Source organism: Xanthomonas sp. BRIP62409, from assembly GCF_003992965.1.
Lineage (GTDB): Bacteria > Pseudomonadota > Gammaproteobacteria > Xanthomonadales > Xanthomonadaceae > Xanthomonas > Xanthomonas euroxanthea.
In genome coordinates, this window is sequence record NZ_QEZJ01000032.1 from 59,162 (window position 1) to 79,500 (window position 20,339).

General features: G+C 65.8%; 14 protein-coding genes. 11 read left to right on the forward strand and 3 right to left on the reverse strand.

Translation table 11 applies throughout. The annotated features are described in order from the left end of the window. Positions 1 to 13: 13 nt before the first annotated feature. From EO170_RS19520 to fhuE, 10 genes are all read left to right on the forward strand, one after another. Entirely contained in the window at positions 14 to 1,960 is a 1,947-nt protein-coding gene (locus tag EO170_RS19520) for a type IV pilus secretin PilQ family protein (protein ID WP_104584781.1), read from the forward strand. 238 nt (positions 1,961 to 2,198) lie between these two features. Beyond that, the gene (locus EO170_RS19525; protein WP_104584784.1) at positions 2,199 to 3,218 is read left to right on the forward strand and encodes a MoxR family ATPase; all 1,020 of its coding nucleotides are present in this window, start codon (positions 2,199 to 2,201) and stop codon (positions 3,216 to 3,218) included. A gap of 22 nt (positions 3,219 to 3,240) precedes the next feature. Then, positions 3,241 to 4,203, forward strand: coding sequence for a DUF58 domain-containing protein (locus tag EO170_RS19530; RefSeq protein ID WP_164741108.1), 963 nt, complete (start codon positions 3,241 to 3,243; stop codon positions 4,201 to 4,203). 2 nt (positions 4,204 to 4,205) lie between these two features. Then, on the forward strand, positions 4,206 to 4,667 hold the full coding sequence (locus tag EO170_RS19535; protein ID WP_104584789.1) for a DUF4381 domain-containing protein: 462 nt from the start codon (positions 4,206 to 4,208) through the stop codon (positions 4,665 to 4,667). Then, positions 4,664 to 5,671: a VWA domain-containing protein gene (locus EO170_RS19540; protein WP_104584793.1), complete on the forward strand. Its 1,008-nt coding sequence runs from the start codon at positions 4,664 to 4,666 to the stop codon at positions 5,669 to 5,671. The genes EO170_RS19535 and EO170_RS19540 overlap by 4 nt, the downstream gene beginning before the upstream one ends. Beyond that, on the forward strand, positions 5,668 to 7,521 hold the full coding sequence (locus EO170_RS19545; RefSeq protein ID WP_164741109.1) for a tetratricopeptide repeat protein: 1,854 nt from the start codon (positions 5,668 to 5,670) through the stop codon (positions 7,519 to 7,521). The genes EO170_RS19540 and EO170_RS19545 overlap by 4 nt, the downstream gene beginning before the upstream one ends. Beyond that, positions 7,518 to 9,251: a BatD family protein gene (locus tag EO170_RS19550; RefSeq protein WP_126947545.1), complete on the forward strand. Its 1,734-nt coding sequence runs from the start codon at positions 7,518 to 7,520 to the stop codon at positions 9,249 to 9,251. Before EO170_RS19545 ends, EO170_RS19550 begins: the two co-directional genes overlap by 4 nt. A gap of 720 nt (positions 9,252 to 9,971) precedes the next feature. Continuing rightward, positions 9,972 to 11,252 (forward strand): dicarboxylate/amino acid:cation symporter, encoded by a 1,281-nt coding sequence (locus EO170_RS19560; RefSeq protein WP_180707915.1) that lies wholly within the window; start codon positions 9,972 to 9,974, stop codon positions 11,250 to 11,252. A 255-nt stretch (positions 11,253 to 11,507) separates the two neighbouring features. Then, positions 11,508 to 13,508: a transketolase gene (gene tkt, locus EO170_RS19565; protein ID WP_126947547.1), complete on the forward strand. Its 2,001-nt coding sequence runs from the start codon at positions 11,508 to 11,510 to the stop codon at positions 13,506 to 13,508. 524 nt (positions 13,509 to 14,032) lie between these two features. Then, on the forward strand, positions 14,033 to 16,225 hold the full coding sequence (gene fhuE / locus EO170_RS19575) for a ferric-rhodotorulic acid/ferric-coprogen receptor FhuE (protein ID WP_126947553.1): 2,193 nt from the start codon (positions 14,033 to 14,035) through the stop codon (positions 16,223 to 16,225). Positions 16,226 to 16,500: 275 nt separating this feature from the next. On the opposite strand, the gene EO170_RS19580 is transcribed toward fhuE, so the two are convergent. Next, positions 16,501 to 17,478, reverse strand: a complete 978-nt coding sequence (locus EO170_RS19580; RefSeq protein ID WP_164741114.1) for a LysR family transcriptional regulator — start codon at positions 17,476 to 17,478, stop codon at positions 16,501 to 16,503. 98 nt (positions 17,479 to 17,576) lie between these two features. On the opposite strand from EO170_RS19580, the gene EO170_RS19585 reads away from it, so the two are divergent. Continuing rightward, the gene (locus tag EO170_RS19585) at positions 17,577 to 18,338 is read left to right on the forward strand and encodes an SDR family oxidoreductase (RefSeq protein WP_119127505.1); all 762 of its coding nucleotides are present in this window, start codon (positions 17,577 to 17,579) and stop codon (positions 18,336 to 18,338) included. Positions 18,339 to 18,393: 55 nt separating this feature from the next. Here EO170_RS19585 and EO170_RS19590 read toward each other — a convergent pair whose 3' ends face one another. Together EO170_RS19590 and EO170_RS19595 are read right to left on the reverse strand one after the other, a co-directional pair. Continuing rightward, complete coding sequence (locus EO170_RS19590) at positions 18,394 to 19,122, reverse strand: M23 family metallopeptidase (protein ID WP_119127507.1); 729 nt, start codon at positions 19,120 to 19,122, stop codon at positions 18,394 to 18,396. Between the two features lie 2 nt (positions 19,123 to 19,124). Continuing rightward, complete coding sequence (locus tag EO170_RS19595; RefSeq protein WP_206514041.1) at positions 19,125 to 20,039, reverse strand: L,D-transpeptidase; 915 nt, start codon at positions 20,037 to 20,039, stop codon at positions 19,125 to 19,127. Between the last annotated feature and the right edge of the window lie 300 nt (positions 20,040 to 20,339).

Below are 20,339 nucleotides of genomic sequence, written 5' to 3' on the forward strand. Positions count from 1 at the left end.
AGGGGATAGCACGATGACGTTTTCCAATGCCCAGCGGCTGCGTCCGGTTCGACGCCACGTGGCACTTCGGGCCTGCGCGTTGGGGTTCGCGCTGGCGCTGGCGAGTGGTGGCGCGGTCGCGGCGGCGGCACTGAAGCAGCCCGCGCAGGATCCGGCCAAGACCGCTCCGGCGAGCCTGGCGGTGTCCAAGATCGATTTCAAACGGGGCGAGGATGGCACGGGTCGTCTGATCCTGCAGTTCGACGGCCAAGGCGCCAGCCCGGACCTGCGTACGCAGGGCGACAACGTGCTGGTCGACATCAGCAACGCGCGGTTGCCCGCCGAACTGCAGCGCCCGCTCAACGTCACCGACTTCGCAACGCCGGTGCAACGTGTCGAGGTCAAGCCGTCCGGCTCGGGTTCGCAGCTGGTGCTGTCGACCAAGGGCGCGTTCGATTCGCTGGCCTACCAGACCGGCAACGAATACGTGGTCGAAATCACTCCGCGCAAGGGCCAGCCCGCGGTCGGTGGCGTCAGCGCCGCAGCCGTCACCCAGGCCGCGGCGCAGATCGCCGCGCGCGGTTACAGCGGCCGCCCGGTGACGTTCAACTTCCAGGACGTGCCGGTACGCACCGTGCTGCAGCTGATCGCCGAGGAGTCCAACCTCAACATCGTCGCCTCCGACACCGTGCAGGGCAATGTCACCCTGCGGCTGATGAACGTGCCGTGGGACCAGGCGCTGGACATCGTGCTGCGCGCCAAGGGCCTGGACAAGCGCCGCGACGGCGGCGTGGTGTGGGTCGCCCCGCAGCCGGAGCTGGCCAAGTTCGAGCAGGACAAGGAAGACGCCCGCATCGCGATCGAGAATCGCGAGGATCTGATCACCGATTACGTGCAGATCAACTATCACAACGCAGCGGTGATCTTCAAGGCGCTGACGGAGGCCAAGGGGATTGGTGGCGGTGGTGGCGGTCAGGGCGGTGGTCAAGGTGGGCAAGGTGGCCAGCAGGACAACGGATTCCTGTCGCCTCGCGGTCGCCTGGTTGCCGATGAGCGCACCAATACATTGATGATCAGCGATATTCCGAAGAAGGTCGCGCAGATGCGCGAGCTGATCTCGCATATCGATCGCCCCGTGGATCAGGTGTTGATCGAGAGCCGTATCGTGATCGCGACGGACACGTTTGCGCGCGACCTCGGTGCGCGATTCGGAGTCACCGGTGCGACGGGTCGGGGTATCTTGAGTGGCTCGCTGGAAAGTAACGTCAACTACCTCAACACCTCTGCGCAAGCTGCTCTGGAGCGCGCTAATAGTGGCACGCAGACGACGTTGCCGGCGCATCTGTTTCCGTCCGGCCTGAACGTCGATCTTGGGGCTGGCGGCTTCACGAACAGCGGCGCAGCAGGTCTTGCCTACACACTATTGGGTTCCCACTTCAACCTGGATATCGAGCTGTCGGCGATGCAGGAAGAAGGCCGGGGCGAAGTCGTTTCCAATCCGCGCATCGTGACTGCCAATCAGCGTGAAGGCGTCATCAAGCAGGGCCGCGAGATCGGTTACGTCACAATCAGCGGCGCGGGTGTTGCAGGCGGTGGCTCACAGGCTAACGTCCAGTTCAAGGAGGTCTTGCTCGAGCTGAAAGTGACGCCGACCATTACCAACGACAATCGTGTCTTCCTCAATATGAACGTCAAGAAGGACGAAGTCGCCCGTTTCATTACCTTGCCGCAGTACGGCACCGTGCCGGAAATCAATCGTCGTGAAGTCAATACGGCGGTTCTGGTGGCAGATGGTGAAACGGTGGTGATCGGTGGCGTGTACGAATTTACTGATCGGGAAAGCGTTTCGAAGGTGCCGTTCCTGGGAGACATTCCGTTCCTGGGCAATCTGTTCAAGAAGCGCGGGCGTAGCAAGGAGAAAGCCGAGCTACTGGTCTTCGTAACTCCCAAGGTATTGCGGGTTGCAAACGCAGCACGGTAACCGCGCTCGATACGATGGAGACAAGGGGGGGCCGCGAAAGCGGCCTTCTTCCTTTTTATCATGCGTGCTCCGGATCAAAGGGGTGGAGAAACCACGTCCCTCCCCAAATGGAAGGCTTGCGGAGTGCCGCAGGAGCCGGCCATCCGCCGTATGCCCGGCAGCATGACCCTGGTCACTCACTGAACATCTTCCTGGCCTGCAGTGAACCAATCGCGCTCGAATCGGTCACACTGGGCCTATGAACGCACCGCCGCTCTTGCCCCCCGAAGCCGCTGCCGCGCCCGCCGAGGACCGGTTGCATCGTCAATTCACCTTGCTGCGCGAGTCGCTGACGCAGCGCATCGTGGGCCAGTCTGCGCTGGTCGAACGCTTGCTGATCGCCTTGCTGGCCGATGGGCATTTGCTGGTCGAGGGCGCGCCCGGTCTGGCCAAGACCACCGCGATCCGTGCGCTGGCCTCGCGGCTGGAAGCGGATTTTGCGCGGGTGCAGTTCACCCCGGATCTGCTGCCTTCCGATCTGACCGGCACCGAGATCTGGCGGCCACAGGACAGCCGGTTCGAGTTCATGCCCGGGCCGATCTTCCATCCGATCCTGCTGGCCGACGAGATCAATCGAGCACCGGCCAAGGTGCAGTCGGCGCTGCTGGAAGCGATGGGCGAGCGCCAGGTTACCGTCGGGCGGCACACCTATGCGCTGCCGCAGCTGTTCCTGGTGATGGCAACGCAGAACCCGATCGAGCAGGAGGGCACCTTCCCGTTGCCCGAGGCGCAGCTGGATCGCTTCCTGATGCATGTCCGTATCGGCTATCCACAGGCCGATGCCGAGGCCGAGATCCTGCGTCTGGCACGTGAAGCCGCGCGCGATACCCTAGAAAAGCACGAAACGGTGCCCGACAAGATCCCGCTGGAAGATGTCTTTGCCGCGCGGCGTGTCGTGCTGGACGTGCATCTGGCCCCGCAGCTGGAGCGCTACCTGATCGAGATCGTGCTCGCGTCGCGCGATGCCCAGCGCTACGACCCGGCATTGGCGCGGCGGATCGCCTGGGGCGCGAGCCCGCGTGGGTCGATCGCGCTGGAGCGCTGCGCACGTGCGCGTGCATGGCTGGCCGGGCGCGACTACGTGACCCCGGACGATATCCGCGCAATCGCCCCGGACGTGCTGCGTCATCGCGTGCTGCCCAGCTACGAGGCCACTGCCGAAGGCTGGGATGGCGAACGCCTGGTCGCCGCCCTGCTGGAAAAGATTCCGCTGCCCTGATCGGGTAGCGTGTCGCTGAGGTATGCCGTCCTCTGACCAGAATCCGATGTCTTCGATGCCGTCTTCTTCCCCTGTCACCGCGCCGCCGTCGATCGCCGGCGATGGACTGCGGCCGACGCTGGCGGAGTTGATCGCGCTGCGCGGCACCACGATCCATCGCGGGCAGCCAGGGCGTGGCCGCCATGGACTGGTCGGGCCGGTGCCCGCGGCAACGCGCGGGCGCGGGATGGAATACGCCGAGTCGCGCGAGTACGTGGCGGGTGACGATGCGCGGCATATCGACTGGCGCGTCACTGCGCGTACCGGGCGTGCGCATACGAAATTGTTTCAGGCCGAGCGCGAACGCTTGAGTCTGATTGTGGCCGATACCTCGCCGGCACTCTTCTTCGGCACGCGGGTGCGCTACAAATCGGTGCAGGCCGCACGTGCCGGCGCGGTTGCGGCGTGGCTGGCGCAGCGGCAGGGCGACCGCATCGCCGCCCTGCGCGGCACTGCCAGCGAGGCGCCGATTGCGCCGCGCTCGGGGCAACGCGGCGTATTGCCGGTACTGGATGCCTTGGCGCGCTGGTATGCGCAGCCGCCGTCCGGCGACGCGGGCCTGGAGGTGGCACTGGACCATGCCGCGCGGCTGCTGCGCCCGGGCGCGCGGCTGACCGTGCTGGCCGACGCGCGCAGCGCCAGCAGGATTTCTGCCACGCGCTGGTCCGGGCTGGCCCTGCATCATGAGGTGGTGGTGATCGTGCTGGTCGACCCCCTGGAGCTGGCGCCACCGGCCCGCGCACTGAGCTTCGACGTGCGCGGCGAGCGTATTGCGATCGATCTGTCCACGCAGGCCGGACGGGCGCGTTGGCAGGCCGAATTCGTGGCGCCGCTGGAGCAGTTGACCTCGGTCTTGCAGGCACGCGGCGTGCGCCTGCATCGCCTGTCCACCGACGATGCCAGCGATGCCTGGCTGGGCGGCGGCGCTGCCGCGCGGAGCCTGTGACGATGGCACCGCAATCGCTGCCGCTGCGCGATGTCCATCTGCCGCCGTCACCGTCGTGGTGGCCGCTGGCGCCGGGCTGGTGGCTGGTGATTACGGCGGTGGTGCTGGTGCTTGGCACGGTCGGCTGGTGGTGGTGGCGCCGCCGTCAGCGGCAGCGTCTGTGGCTGGCGGCATTCGATGCCGAACTGCAGCGCGCAACGACTCCCGCACAGCGCCTGGCAGCGTTGTCGATATTGCTGCGTCGCGCAGCGCGCAGCGTCGATGCGCAGGCCGACCGCCTGCAGGGCGAGGCATGGCTGCAGTTTCTGGATGGGCGCAAAAGTAAGACGCGGGCCTTTTCGCAGGGACCGGGTCGCGCGCTGCTGGACGGTGGTTTTCAACGTACGCCGACGGTGACCGATCTGGATACGGTGCAGGCACTGGCACGGCAGCGCTTTCTGGGTTTGATGCGAGGCCGGCGATGAACTGGCTGCAGTGGTCGCAATGGCAGGATGCGCTGGCACACTGCGCATGGCCGTGGGCATGGTGGTTGATGCCGCTGCCGTTGCTGATGTGGTTCTGGCCGCAGCGCCGCGCCGATACGGCGGCACTGCGCGTGCCTTACGCCGACCAATTGCAGGCGGTCGCGCAGGCTAAGAGTGCACCGGTGCTGCGGGTGCCGCGCTGGCTGGCGTGGCTGGGCTGGTTCTTCCTGTGCGCTGCGCTGGCGCGCCCGCAACAATTGGGCGATGTGATCCAGCCGCCGCGCGAGGCACGCCAGATGATGCTGGCGGTGGATCTGTCCGGCAGCATGAGCGAGCCGGACATGGTGCTCGGCGGCAAGGTGGTGGACCGCCTGACCGCCGCCAAGGCGGTGTTGTCGGACTTTCTGGATCGTCGCGACGGCGACCGGGTCGGTCTGCTGGTATTTGGTCAGCGGGCGTACGCGTTGACGCCGTTGACCGCCGACCTGACCTCCGTGCGCGACCAGCTGGCCGACAGCGTGGTGGGATTGGCCGGGCGCGAAACGGCGATCGGCGATGCGATCGCGTTGTCGGTCAAACGGCTGCGCGAGCAGAAGCAGGGCCAGCGCGTGGTGGTGTTGCTCACCGATGGTGTCAACACCGCAGGCGTGCTCAATCCGCTCAAGGCCGCCGAGCTTGCCAAGGCCCAGGGCGTGCGGGTGCACACGATTGCCTTTGGCGGCAATGGCGGCTATTCGTTGTTCGGTGTGCCGATTCCGGCCACGGGCAACGACGATATCGACGAAGACGGCTTGCGCAAGATCGCCGCGCAAACCGGTGGGCGCTTCTTCCGTGCGCGCGATACCGAAGAGCTGGCCGGCATCTATGCCGAGCTGGATCGGCTGGAACCGGTCAAGGCGCTCGGTCCGTCGGTGCAGCCGCGCGTGGAACGTTACTACTGGCCGTTGGGCGCTGCGATCATGATTGCGCTGCTCGCCTACGTGTTGCCGCGGAGATGGCGATGAACGCGCTGACCGAACTGGCTGGCTGGCTGCAGTCGCTGCATCTGTTGCGCCCGCGTCTGCTCTGGGCGCTGCTGGCGATCGTGCCGGCGGCGGTGCTGTGGCAGCTGCGTCGACGCGATGCCGATGTCTGGCGGCAAAGTGTGGATGCACACCTGCTGCCGACCCTGCTGGTGTCGGGCAGTCGGCGTGGATGGCTGGGATTCGTGCTGGCTGCGCTGACCTATACGCTGGCGGTGCTGGCGATGACCGGGCCGAGCTGGCGGCAGACCGAGCGGCCGGTGTATCGCTCCAGTATGCCGTTGGTGGTGGCGCTGGACCTGTCGTCCAGCATCACTGCCAACGATCTGCCGCCCTCGCGCCTGCTGCAGGCGCGTGCCAAGTTGGCCACGTTGTTGCGCAAGCGGGCCGGTGGGGAAGTCGCACTGCTGGTCTATGCGGGCGAGAGCTTCACCGTTGCACCGTTGACCGATGACACGGCCAACGTGGCGTTGTTCCTGGATGCGCTGTCGCCATCGGTGATGCCGGTGGACGGCAAGCGCGCCGATGCGGCAATCGATGCGGCCACGCAGTTGCTGCTGCAGGCCGGCTTCAAGCAAGGCGAGATCCTGCTGGTCAGCGACAGTGCCGACCGTGCGGCCTCGAGTTCTGCGCGGCTGGCGCGCTCGCGTGGATTCAGCGTGTCTGCGCTCGGCGTGGGGAGCGAGCGCGGCGCCGCCTATCGCACCATGACCGGTGAGATCGCGCAGACACGACTGGATGAGGGCAGCCTGCGCGACCTTGCCGGGCAGGGCGGTGGTCGCTATGCGCGTATCACTGCCGACGATGCGGACCTGCGTGCGCTGGGCGTGCTCGATCCGGCGCAACAGCCGCTGGCCGATGAAACCGCCGAATCCACTGGCGGCAAGACTTGGCTGGATGAAGGTTACTGGCTGCTGCTGCCGGTGATGCTGCTGACACTGCTGGCGTTCCGGCGGCGTGCGGTTGTGGCGGTCCTGGCCCTGGTGTGCGTGTTGCCGCTGGCCCAGCCCGCACATGCTGCCGACGGCACCTTGTGGCAACGCGCCGACCAGGTGCAGCAGCAACGTCTGGATGCCGGCGTGCAGGCCTATCGCAAGGGCGATTTTGCCGCGGCACAAAAAGCCTTCGAAAATGTGCCCACCGATGAGGGGCTGTACAACCTCGGCAATGCGCTGGCCAGGCAGGGCCAGTACGACGAAGCGATTGCGGCTTACGATCGCGCGCTCAAGCAACACCCGGATCAGCCCGACGCCATCGCCAATCGTGCGGCGGTGGATGCGGCGCGCAAGCGTCAGCAGCAGAACAACAAGGATGGGAAAGACCAGGACGGCAAGGGCCAGTCCAAGGACCAGAAGCAGGCCGACAAGAACAGCGCCAGCCAGAATCAGTCCGGGAAGAACGCGCAGGACGACCCGACGCCTGGCCAGGACGGGCAAGGCAAGCAGGATTCGCAAGGCAAGCAGGATGGCAAGGACCAGCCGTCTGCGCAGACGCCGCAGGACGCAGCCTCGCAGAACCAGCAGTCCAAAAACGGCCAGGGCGAGCAGAGCAAGCAGGACGCAGCGCCACAATCGGCCGATGCCAAGGCGCAGCAGCAGGCCGACGCGGCGCAGCGGCAAAAGATGCAGCAGGCGATGGCGCAGGCCGGTGACAAGAGCGCCGATGCGGACGGCAAGCAGGCCGCCGCAGCGGCGGCGGATGAGACGCCGGAGCAACGCGAACAGCGGCAGGCGGTGGATGCCTGGCTGCGGCGGGTGCCGGATGATCCGGGCAGTTTGTTGCGCACCAAATTCAGGCTGGAACACGAACGCAGGCAACGGGACGGACGATGATCGGCACACACCATTTGCGTCGCGCGGCGATCGGCATGTTGACCGGCGTGATGCTGCTCACCTGTGCACCGGTGGGTGCCGTCACGCGCGCGTGGCTGGACCGCGACAGCGCCAATGCCGGCGACGTGGTGATGTTGAACATCGAAACCGATCAACGCGGTGTCGATCCGGATTACACGCCCTTGCGCAACGATTTCACCCTGGGGGCCAAGAGCGCCAACCAGCAGATGCAGGTGACCAATGGGTCGGTGACGGTGCGCGCGCTGTTCGGTGTGGTGCTGACGCCGCGCAAGAGCGGCGAGCTGATCGTGCCGGCGATCCGCGTCGGTAACGAGCGCACCGAACCGTTGCGGTTGCAGGTGGGCGCTTCGGCAAACGATGCCGGCAGCAGCGCGCCCGGCGCAGCAGCTGCGGCGCAAGGCAATGAGGATGCGTTTGTCCAGACGCAGGTGGACGATCCGCAGCCCTATGTGCAGCAAAGTGTGGGCGTGGTGGTGCGGCTGTATTTCGCCACGCAGCTGGCATCCGGCGAGCTGGATCTGGAAGCGCCCGATGGTGCATCGCTGCAGCGCATCGGCGATGACGTCAGTTCGGTCAAGGTGCTCAACAACCGTCAATACAACGTGGTCGAACGACGTTACCTGCTGGTGCCCGAGCGCAGCGGTCGCCTGGTGTTGCCGTCGGCGCGCTTCAACGGGCGTTCGGTCGGGGGCTTCTTCGACGATTACTTCGGTCGCGGCAATGGCGAGCTGAGCGCGCGCAGCGCCAGCATCCCGCTGCAGGTCCGTGCACAACCGGCCAATGCGCCGCAGCCGTGGTTGCCGTTGCGCAGCCTGCAGCTGCGGTATACGACCACGCCGCAGCGCGCCACCGCCGGCGAAGCGGCGCAGATCGTGGTGGAGGCCAGCGCGCGCGGCGCCACCCAGGCGCAGTTCCCCGAATTGCCGACCCCAAGCGTGCCCGACGCGCAGGTGTTTGCCGAGCCGGCGCAGTACGAAGAACGCTTCGTGGATGGCTCGCCGCAGCTGCGGCTGACCCGCCGCTATTCGATCGTGCCCAACCGGGCCGGTCCGCTGGTGGTGCCCGGCTTGCAGGTGGCATGGTGGGATGTGGGCGCGGCGGCGGCCAAGACGGCCTCGCTGCCGGATCTGACGCTGGATGTGGCGGCCGGTACCGGTGCGTTTGCGGCACCGGCGCCCGCGCCGGCAGCCAGTCCGTCACCGGGTAACCCGGCGACCACGCCTGCGGCCAGCACGCTGAGTCTGCAGCAACCGGCGGCCACGCAACGGCCGTGGGGCTGGATCGCTGCGGCGATGGGCTTTGCGCTGCTGTGGATTGCCACCCTGGTGTGGGCCTTGTCACGGCGTCGCGGCGGTGCGCACGGCGCGCCGGTGCTCAATGCCGGCGATGCAGCTGCGCCCGGCCGGCGTGTGACCCACGGTGTGGCCGAATTGCGACGCGCGCTCGACACCGGCGGCATGGACGATGTGGCTGCGGTGCTATGTGGCATGGCCGGCGTTGCCGACATCGACAGCGTGCTGGCCGCGTTGAGCGACCCGGCGCAGCGCGCGGCGGTGGCGCAGATGCAGCGCGCTCGCTGGGGCGGCGATGGTGACGTGGGCAGTGCACGTTTGGCATTGCGCGAGGCCTTCGCCAAGGGGCCGCGTTGGCGGCATGCCACCGCTGCGGAGCCGGAGGTATTGGCGCCGCTGTATCCGCCGGCGCCTTGATCGGTGTCGCTGCATCGGCAGCGGTGGACAGATCTTGGTTAGCCGGCGTGCTGCGCCTCGTTTTGACGCGCTGACTGCGGGTGCAGCTGGTTCTTTAAGCTGTGCTACTTAAAGAAAGGCGGTTTTTCAAGGCAAGGCGTTTGGTCTGCGGCGTGGCTGCCGGGCCCTTGCCCGCCCACCATCGCGGGACACGCTGCAAGTACGTCCTTGTAAGCTCTTACGCGGCATCCATGCCGCGTAAGGTCCCGCGACGGTGGGCGGGCAATGACCAGTTCAGATGGTCGGTGTGCGCAGTTACAAGCAGGGCATGGCGTGCGTTATTCGAATCACGTTGCGTCCGATCAGCTCCCCGCGCAAGCCGAGCGAAACGCTTTCAATAAAGCAGCCGACTAACTTCCTGGTGCGGTGAGGGCACCGCGCCCTCGATTCACCGGGCTTTTGATTCACGCATCCTGTCGCGACTAGATGACGCCCTGGGTCGATGGATTCGTTGCTCTACATTGCGTCCCGATGAGGCCTGGGCACTGCGGACAGAGCACTTGCAGCACGGCTGATCCGCGGGCTGGTCGCAGGGGCCTCGCCCGCTCCAACGCCTGCATCACCTGATGTTGTGAGAGACACCTACCCTCGGGCGGGTGCATGGCGGCCGGCCGAGTAGGTGGCCGCGTCGATGGCGTTTGTTAAGCTCCGGGGCTTGTGTCCAGATCAAGGCCTGACCAGATGACTGCATCCCCCGCCGCGCGCCGCCCGGGCCTGCCCCTGCATTGGAAGATGGGCATTGGCTTCGCCGTCGGTCTGCTGCTGGGTCTGGCGGTCTACTACCTGGCCGGCAGCGATGCCGACTGGGTGCGTATGGTGACCAGGTACGTCACCACTCCGTTCTCGCAGATCTTCCTCAATCTGATCTTCATGCTGATCGTGCCGTTGCTGTTTTCGGCATTGGTGATGGGCATTTCCGAAATGGGCGACATCCGCGCGCTCGGGCGGGTGGGGTGGCGCACCCTGGGTTACACCATCGTGTTGTCCGGCGTGGCGGTGTTGCTGGGGCTGGTGTTGGTCAATGTGCTCAAGCCTGGTGCGGGCGTGGATCCGCAGCTGGCCAACCAGTTGATCCAGCAGAACGCTGAGCGCACCCGCGAAATCATCTCCAGCTCCGGCACCCAGCCGCAGGGCATGGACATGCTGCTGTCGATCGTGCCCAGCAACGTGATCGCTGCGGCGTCCAGCAACGGTGCGATCCTGTCGCTGATGTTCTTTGCGGTGATGTTCGGCGTGGGCATGGTGCTGACCGCCGATGAAAAAGTGGCCACGCTCAAGCGCGGCATCGAAGGCATCTTCGAAATCTCGATGACCCTGATCGGCCTGGTGATCCGGCTGGCGCCGTATGCGGTGGCCTGTTTCATGTTCAACCTGGCCGCGCTGTTCGGCTTCGATCTGTTGATCCGTCTGGGCGCTTACGTGGGCGTGGTGGTGCTGGCGCTGGGCCTGCACATGGTGGTCAGCTACGGGCTGGCGGTGAAGTTCGCCGGGCGCTCGCCGATCGGCTTCTTCCGGCAGACCCAGGAGGCCACGATGATGGCGTTCTCCACCGCCTCCAGCAACGCCACCCTGCCGACCGCCCTGCGCGTGGCCGACGAGATGGGCCTGCCGCCGCGGGTGTCGCGCTTCGTGCTGACCGTGGGCGCGACCGCCAACCAGAACGGCACCGCCTTGTTCGAAGGGGTGACGGTGATCTTCCTGGCGCAGTTCTTCAACGTGGACTTGAGCCTGGGCCAGCAGTTCATGGTGATGCTGGTGTGCATCCTGGGCGGCATCGGCACCGCCGGCGTGCCCTCCGGCTCGCTGCCGGTGGTGGCGTTGATCTGCGCGATGGTCGGGGTCAACCCGGTCGGCATCGGCATGATCCTGGGCGTCAATCACTTCCTGGATATGTGCCGGACGGCGCTGAACGTGACCGGCGATCTGGCGCTGACGACCCTGGTTGCCAAGGGCGAGGAGTAGGGATTCGGGAGTTGGGATTGGGGATTCGTTAGAGCGGACTGCTGCGACCGTCAGGTGCCAGGTCAGGTTTGCGGTGCTGCGACCGCGTTTGCGCCGCCAGTTGCACCGCTGTCTAGCAGACGAGGCTGCATAGGCTCTGGCTCGGCTTCACCAATCCCGAATCCCGACTCCCCAATCCCGGCTCCCTAACGCGCTCTGTGGGAGAATAAGCGTCTCCGCTTCCAGCGGTGTTCCCCTCCGCTTCCATAGACGCCCATGACCCAGCCCACCCGCCGCCAGCTGGCCAACGCCATCCGTTTTCTCGCCGCCGATGCGGTCGAAGCCGCCAAATCCGGCCATCCCGGCATGCCGATGGGCATGGCCGATATTGCCGAAGTGCTGTGGAACGATTTCTTCCGGCACAACCCGAACAACCCGCAGTGGTTCAACCGCGACCGTTTCGTGCTGTCCAACGGCCACGGCTCGATGCTGCAGTACGCGCTGCTGCACCTGTCCGGCTACGACCTGCCGATCGAGCAGCTCAAGCAGTTCCGCCAGCTGCATAGCAAGACGGCCGGCCATCCCGAGCGCAGCGAAACCCCCGGGGTGGAGACCACCACCGGCCCGCTCGGGCAGGGCTTTGCCAATGCGGTCGGGTTCGCGCTGGCCGAAAAGTTGCTGGCGCAGCGCTACAACCGCCCGGAGCTGGAAATCGTCGACCACCGCACCTGGGTGTTCATGGGCGATGGCTGCATGATGGAAGGCATTTCCCACGAAGCCGCCTCGCTGGCCGGCACCTGGGGCCTGGGCAAGCTGGTCGCGTTCTGGGACAACAACCAGATCTCCATCGACGGCAACACCGCCGGCTGGTTCAGCGACAACACCCCGGAGCGTTTCGAGGCCTATGGCTGGCATGTGATCCGCGATGTGGACGGACATGACGCCGAGAAGATCAAGGCCGCCATCGAGACCGCGCTGGACAATACCGACAAGCCCACGCTGATCTGCTGCCGCACCAAGATCGGCTTCGGTGCGCCGAGCAAGGCCGGCAAGGAATCCTCGCATGGCGCACCGCTGGGCAAGGAAGAACTCGAGGGCGCACGCAAGGCGCTGGAATGGCCGTACGGCCCGTTCGAGATTCCCGAGGAGATCTATGCTCGCTGGCGCGCCAACGGCACCGGCACGCTGCGTCAGGCCGAGTGGGAGCAGCTGTTCGACAAGTACGGCAAGCAGTATGCGGCCGAAGCTGCCGAGCTGACCCGCCGCTCGCATGCCGAGCTGCCGGCCGACTTCATTGCACAGGCCGATGCCTATATCGCCAAGGCGCAGCAGGACGGCCAGACCATCGCCTCGCGCAAGGCCTCGCAGCTGGCGATCGAAGCGTTTGCGCCGTTGCTGCCGGAACTGATCGGCGGCTCGGCCGATCTGGCGCATTCCAACTTGACCTTGTGGAAGGCCAGCAAGTCGGTGGCCACCGATGACCCGAATGCCAACTACGTCTACTACGGCGTGCGCGAGTTCGGCATGACCGCCATCGCCAACGGCCTGGCCCTGCACGGCGGCTTCATTCCGTTCGACGCCACCTTCCTGGTGTTCAGCGATTACGCGCGTAACGGCGTGCGCATGAGTGCGCTGAATCCGGCCCACGCCATCCATGTGTACACGCACGACTCGATCGGCCTGGGCGAAGACGGCCCGACCCATCAGCCGGTGGAGCACCTGGCCTCGCTGCGCTACATCCCCAACAACGATGTGTGGCGCCCGGGCGATGCGGTGGAATCGGCGGTGAGCTGGAAGGCCGCCATCACCCGCAAGGACGGCCCGAGCTGCCTGGTGTTCAGCCGCCAGAACCTGCAGCACCAGCCGCGCAGCGACGAGCAGCTCAAGCTGATCGAGCGCGGCGGTTATGTGCTGGCCGATGCCGAAGGCGGCGTGCCGGACGTGATCCTGATCGCCACCGGGTCGGAAGTCGGGCTGGCGGTGGAAGCCAAGCAGACCCTGGACGCGGCCGGCCTGAAGACGCGCGTGGTGTCGATGCCGTCGACCGATGTGTTTGATCGCCAGGATGCGGCCTATCGCGGGTCGGTGCTGCCGAATGCGGTGCGCAAGCGCGTGGCGGTGGAAGCGGGCGTGACCGGCTTCTGGCGCAAGTACGTGGGCCTGGATGGCGATGTGGTCGGCATCGATACCTTCGGTGCCTCGGCGCCGGCGGATCAGCTGTACGCGTACTTCAAGATTACGGCCGAGCATGTGGTTGCGGCGGCCAAGGCGCTGTAAGGCCTTGCGTGTTGCCTGAAAAAAGCCGGCGAAAGCCGGCTTTTTTTGTGGGGCTCGTGCGCGAAGGGGGGGCGTCGTGCAACGGACCATTGCACGCGTCAGTGCGCGTCGTCGGCCAGCGCCAATGCGCGGATCCTTGTCAGCGCCTGTAACTGCGCATCCCGCATCGGCGGATTGGGATCGTGCCCGGTGCGTGGCAGCACGGGGTTGCCTGGTCTGACAGACAGTCCATCGAAACGGGCCGTGCTGCTCTCCTTCGGGACGGCCGGATCGGGTCCGCGCTGGTGGATCGCTATGGCGATGGCGGACTGCGGGGATGCAGATCGATCTGAGGGTCCCACAGCCAGGTAGCGCTCGCTTGTGTCAAGCGAATGCTAAAAAAATGTCAATTCGGCGGTTTAAAATGTGAATCATTCCCATTAAAATGGCGCGCTGCCGGTGGTCCGGCACAGCGTTCCTCCCCCCTGTTGCCGGCGCGGCGTCTTCGCAGCGCGTGGTCTGACCCGTCTGCATTGGAGTCCCCGATGATCCGTAGTACCGAATTGCGTCTTGCTTCCGTGGGCGCGCGTCGCCATGTCCTGCCGCGCGCGCTGCTGGCCGCGCTGTGCACCATGGCCGCCGGCCAGGTGCTGGCCGAGACGCCTGCTGCCGCCCCCGATGCCGAGGTCACCACGCTGGACCGGCTGATCGTGCAGGGGGAACAGGCCAAGGGCTACACGGTGGAGAAGACCACCGCCGGCACGCGCATGGACCTGTCGTTGCGGGAGATTCCGCAGTCGGTGACCGTGATCACCCGCGACCGCATGGATGACCAGAACCTGCAGAGCATCACCGACGTGCTCAACAACGCCACCGGCATCTCGGTGGCGCAGAGCGACAGCGAGCGGCTGGAATTCTACGCACGCGGCTTCTACATCGACAACTACCAGTTCGACGGCATCCCGGCCTATATGGAGCAGGCCTGGAGCTACGGTGACTCGGCGCTGGACGTGGCGCTGTACGACCGCGTCGAAGTGGTGCGTGGCGCCACCGGCCTGCTGACCGGCTCGGGCAATCCGTCGGCCTCGATCAACCTGGTGCGCAAGCATGCGCTCAGCCGCGACTTCACCGGCACCGTGTCGGTGGGTGGCGGCGATTTCAACAAGACCCGCAGCGTGGCCGATGTCACCGTGCCGCTCAGCCCCAGCGGCAACGTGCGCGCACGGGTGATCGGCGTGTACCAGGACGGCGAGTCGGACATGGACCGCTACAACCTGCGCAAGAAGATCGGCTCGGCCATCATCGACGCCGACCTCACCGACAGCACCTTGCTGAGCGTGGGTTACGAGTACCAGAAGAAGGAATCGGACGATGTCACCTGGGGCGGCTTCCCGCTGTTCTACAGCGATGGCACCCGCACGAGCTACGATCGTTCGTTCAACCCGGCAGCCGACTGGACGTTCTGGGACACGCGCCTGCAGCGCACCTTCGCCAGCCTGCAGCAGAGCTTCGACAACGGTTGGACCATCAAGGCCAATCTGAGCCACGAGAAGACCGAAGCGGCCAATCACCTGTTCTATCCGTTCTATACGATCTTCGGGTTCGACCGTGCCACCGGCGGCGGCGTGGTGCCGTACTCGGGCAACTATCTGACCGAGCGCAAGGCCGATGGTGCCGATGTCTATGCCGAAGGCCCGTTCCAGCTGTTCGGCCGCGAGCATCAGCTGGTCGCCGGCGCCAGCTACAACCGCCGCGAGTACGTCAATAACGGCACCTTCGATTTCCCGGCGGCACTTGACAGCTACTTCGGCTGGACCGGCGCGTACCCGGAACCCAACTGGAGCCCACGCACGGTGCAGAGCGACGGTACCATCAAGCAGAAGGCCGCCTATGTGGCTGCACGCTTCTCGCTGGCAGATCCGCTGACGCTGCTGGTGGGTGCGCGCTATACCGATTGGCAGATCGATGGCCGCAACTTCGATTCGACCACGCAAGGCCTGGTGCCGTTCTCCGACACCCAGACTGAAGTCACCCCGTACGCCGGCCTGGTCTACGATATCAACGACGTGTGGTCGACCTACGTCAGCTACACCGAAATCTTCAATCCGCAGACGCTGCGCGATGCCAATGGCGGCTACCTGGATCCGTTGAGCGGCAAGGGCTACGAGGCCGGCGTCAAGGCCGCGTGGTTCGACGACAGGCTCAATGCCTCGCTGGCGGTGTTCCGCATCGAGCAGGACAACCTGGGCGTGGCCACCGGCGGCTTCGTGCCCGGTAGCAGTGAATCGGCGTACCAGGCCGCCAACGGCGTGGTCAGCGAAGGCTTCGATTTCGAGGTGTCCGGGCGGGTGACCGAGGGTTGGAACACCACCTTCGGCGTCTCGCACTACACCGCACGCGATGACAACGGCACCTCGATCAACACGCATCTGCCGCGCACCACCCTCAAGCTGTTCAACAGCTACACCCCGCAGGGTGCGTGGAGCGATCTGACCGTGGGCGGCGGCGTCAACTGGCAGAACCGCTCGTACTACGTGGACCCGGCCTACGGCACCTTCCAGCAAGGCGCCTACGCACTGGTCAGCGCCTTCGCGCGCTACCGTCTGTCGCCGCAGTTCTCGGTGCAGCTCAACGTCGACAACCTGCTCGACAAGCGCTACTACGCGCAGTTCAACGGTGGCTATGGCGCATGGGGCGCATCGCGCAACGGCATGCTGACCTTCAACTACACGTTCTGATCGCTGACCAGGCCGGGCGCGCTTTCAGCGCCTGGCCTGCCACTGCAACGATGCAGGCACCTCGCAACAGGTGCCTGTTTTCTTGTCTGTAGCCTGCAGGCCGATCCTAGGTCTGTTGCGCGTATTGCACTGCCTGCGCTGCATGCCGGAACTGGTGTGCTTCAGTGGAATCGATCTGGTGCGCAAGGCGCTGATGGCCTGTCCCGCCAGCGTTGGTGTGCTGCAGGGCCGCTTCCGCACGCGCGCCGACGTGCCGCAATCGCATCCACGGCGGGCTAGGGCTGCAACGGCTCCAGATGCGGCGCCATCACCTCTGCAACCCAGTCCATGAACGCACGCACGCGTTGCGGCAGATGGCGACGCTGCGCGTAGAGCAGCGTGACCGGCATCGGTTCCGATGCAAGGTCGGCAAGCACTTCGATCAGTGCGCCGCTGTCCAGATACGGACGCAGCGGGCTGGCCGGCGCCTGGATGATGCCCAGGCCCGCCAATGCCGCAGCGAGATAGGCATCGCCGTTGTTGACCGTGACCGGCCCGCGCATCGGTAGCAGCTGGTAGGCGTGTCCGTCGTGGTACTCGAAGCCGGGCGAGCGCTGGCCCAGCGTCGGCACGTAATGCACCAGGTCGTGGTGTGCCAGATCGTCCAGGCGCTGCGGCATGCCCCGTCGTGCGAGATAGCCGGCACTGGCGCAACTAATGATGCGAAACGCACCGAGCGGCCGTGCGACCAGGTTGGTGTCTTCGAGCGTGCCTACGCGCACCACGCAATCGAAGCCTTCGCGCACCACATCCACGCGCCGGTCGGTGCCGCTGATTTCCACTTCCAGCTGCGGGTGCTGCGCCAGGAACCCGGGCAATGCGGGAATCACGAATGTGCGCGCGATGCCGGAGGACATATCCACCCGCAGGCGCCCACGCAGCTGGCTGCGTTCGCGCTGAAACATGCTCTGCAACTCCTCCATGTCGTCGAGCAGGTCGCGGCTGCGCTGGTAGAACGCGGTGCCGTCGCCGGTGAGTTGCACGCGACGCGTCGTGCGATGCAGGAGTTGCGTGCCGAGCGAGGCCTCGAGCCGCTGTACGGCGGTGGAGACGCTGGCTTTGGGTAGCCCCAGCGTGTCGGCGGCACGCGTAAAGCTGCCGAGCTCAGCCACGCGCAGGAAGGCGCGCAGCGACTCCAGGGTGTCCATCGATTGGTCGAGGTTCTTGAACGGTGCAATCAGGTTGGACCGATTTATGCGGTGCGGCAAGCGCAATAGTCTTGGCACGGTCAGGCAGTGTCACGCCCGTCTCGCGGTCACGGCTGGTTTGTTGATCGCTCCACATCGCATGCAACACGCACCGGAGTCCATCCATGTCGACCACCACACCGATCACCCTGATTACCGGCGGCAGCCGCGGCCTGGGCCGCAATGCCGCGCTTGCGCTCGCTGCAGACGGCAGCGATATCGTGCTGACCTACCGCAGCCAGGCAGATGAGGCGGCTGCGGTGGTCGCGCAGATCCACCAGCTCGGCCGCCGCGCGCAGGCATTGCCGCTGGATGTTGCCGACACCGCGTCGTTTGCGGCATTCGCCGCGCAGTTGAAGCAGGTGCTGGCCGGTTGGGACCGCACGCAGTTCGATGCGCTGGTCAACAACGCGGGCGCCGGGTTGCATGCGGCCATCGCCGACACCACGCAGGCGCAGTTCGACGCACTGGTCAACCTCCATCTCAAGGGGCCGTATTTCCTGACCCAGGCGCTGTTGCCGCTGATCGCCGATGGCGGACGCATCCTCAATGTGTCCAGTGGCCTGGCACGTTTCGCGCTGCCCGGCGCATCGGCTTACGCGATGATGAAAGGCGGCGTGGAAGTGTTCACCCGCTATCTGGCCAAGGAATTGGGGGCGCGTGGCATTCGCGCCAATACGCTGGCGCCGGGTGCGATCGAAACGGACTTCAACGGCGGGACCGTACGCGATAACGCCCAGGTCAACGCGATGGTGTCGTCGGTCACGGCGCTGGGACGGCCAGGACTGCCGGACGATATCGGGCCGGTGGTTGCTGCGTTACTTGCGCCGGGGACGGGGTGGATCAATGCGCAGCGCATCGAGGTATCGGGCGGGATGTTGATCTAAGTGCGAAGGCCTGCGCATCACGCGCAGGCCTGTGTCTGCATCGCCACGTCGTGCGTCACTGCAGGGGTTGATCGCCATGCAACACGGGATAGGGATTCAGGACCTCTCCCTTCCACCATTGTTTTTCCGGTCCCAGGCGATGGATCTCGAAGTGCAGATGCGGCGCGGCAGGATCGGCATTGCCGGTGCTGCCGACGTAGCCGATGATTTGGCCGCGCTTGATCGACTGCTTTTCCGCCAGACCGTCGGCATAGCGCTCCAGGTGCGCATAGTAGTAGCAGTACGTGCCGGCCGGGTCGAATTGATAAATGGTCAGGCCGCCGCGTTCGCTGTTGAACAGCTTCTCGACCGTACCGTCTGCCACCGCAATCACCGGCGTGCCGGTCGGCGCAAGAATGTCGATGGCATCGTGCACGCGGCCTTCGCTGCGTGCGTCAGTAAACGTATTCTGCAGTTGGCCGCTGCTGATGCCTTGCACCGGAATCAGCAGGCCACTGCCTGCACTTGCAGCGTCAGGCGAGGGTGCGGATGCCGCCACGGTTGGTGCGTCTGCAGCACCTGCCGTTCCGGTGGAGGGCGACGCGGCAACGGCGGGAGCAGCGGCAGCCGGAGCAGCAGCGGAGGATGCCGCCGGCCCGGCGCCTGCCGTTTGGGCCTGCGCTGCCACCGCAGACGCAGTGGCAGAAGTGGGTGCCACCGCCGCCTGCGGGGCCTCGCGTTCCAGCCACCAATAACCGGCCGCACCGAGCAAGACGCCCACCACCAGCATCATCAGCAGTTTCATGCTTACTCCTGCATCACCACCGGCATGGACGGGCCAACCACGCTGGCCAGGTTGACCACGTCCCAGTTGGTCAGGCGCACGCAGCCATGCGATTCGGTCTTGCCGACATGGCCCGGTTCCGGCGTGCCATGCAGGCCGTAATGCGGTTTGGACAGATCGATCCACACGCGGCCGACCGGATTGTTCGGGCCGGACGGCAGGGTAGCCTTCTGGTCCCCCTTCTTCGCGTCCCAGAACAGCTTGGGGTTGTACTTGAACACCGGATCGCGCGCGACGCCCAGCACCTTCCAGCGGCCGATCGGCAGCGGATCGTGCTTGCTGCCGGAAGACACCGGGAACTGCGCATACACCTTGCCGTCGGCATCGAACAGGCGCAGCGTCGATTCGGACTTGTCGACCACCAGCTTGGCCGGCTTGGCCAACGGCGGGACACCGTCGATGTTCGGCACCTGGATCACGCCGCCGGCCTTGTTCAAGTCCACGCCGGGGTTGAGTTGGCGCAGCAGCTCCGGCGCGGCATGGAACCGTTCGCCCAGCGCCTCGTCCACAGAGGTATAGCCCAGTGACGTCAGCTTGGCCTGTTCGGCCGGTCCCTTCGGAATCGGCTGGAACGGCCCGGCCACATCGGCATCGGTGAGCGTGTATTGCACCAGCGCCGGCGTGCTGTCGGCCTGCAAGGCCTGCCAGGTGGCGTCATCCAGCTCGCCGGTCACCTTGATCTTGTGCGCAGCCTGAAATCCCGACACGGCGCGCTGTTGATTGGAGCCACGTTCGCCATCGATCTGTCCCGGCGAGAAATGTGCGCGATCCAGCAACACCTGTGCATGCAGATCCGAGCGCGGACCAGTCGGCACGACGGTCGCAGCGGGCGTTGCTGCCGGGGCAGCGGGCTGCGGCGCTTGCGCCAGTGCGGACAGGGAGGTGCCCAGAGCAAGGGCGAGCAAGCAGGCGCGAGCGTGGATGCGTGGTGGCATGAGCAGGTCCGAAATGAGGCATGCGCGCACCTTGCCCGAGCCGCCTGCGTGGTCTGTGTGAAATGGCTGCACCGGGACTGACTGACGACGCAGTTCCGATGCGAAGCGTGCGTGGATATCTGTGATTTCTCTTCCGCGCAGCTGTCGATGCGATGCGTCCGCCTGGCTAGGTTTCTCCCCGGCGATGGCGTGCGTCGTGCCCGATGCAGCAATCGATCGCCCGGGTGTCAATCAGGCGATCGA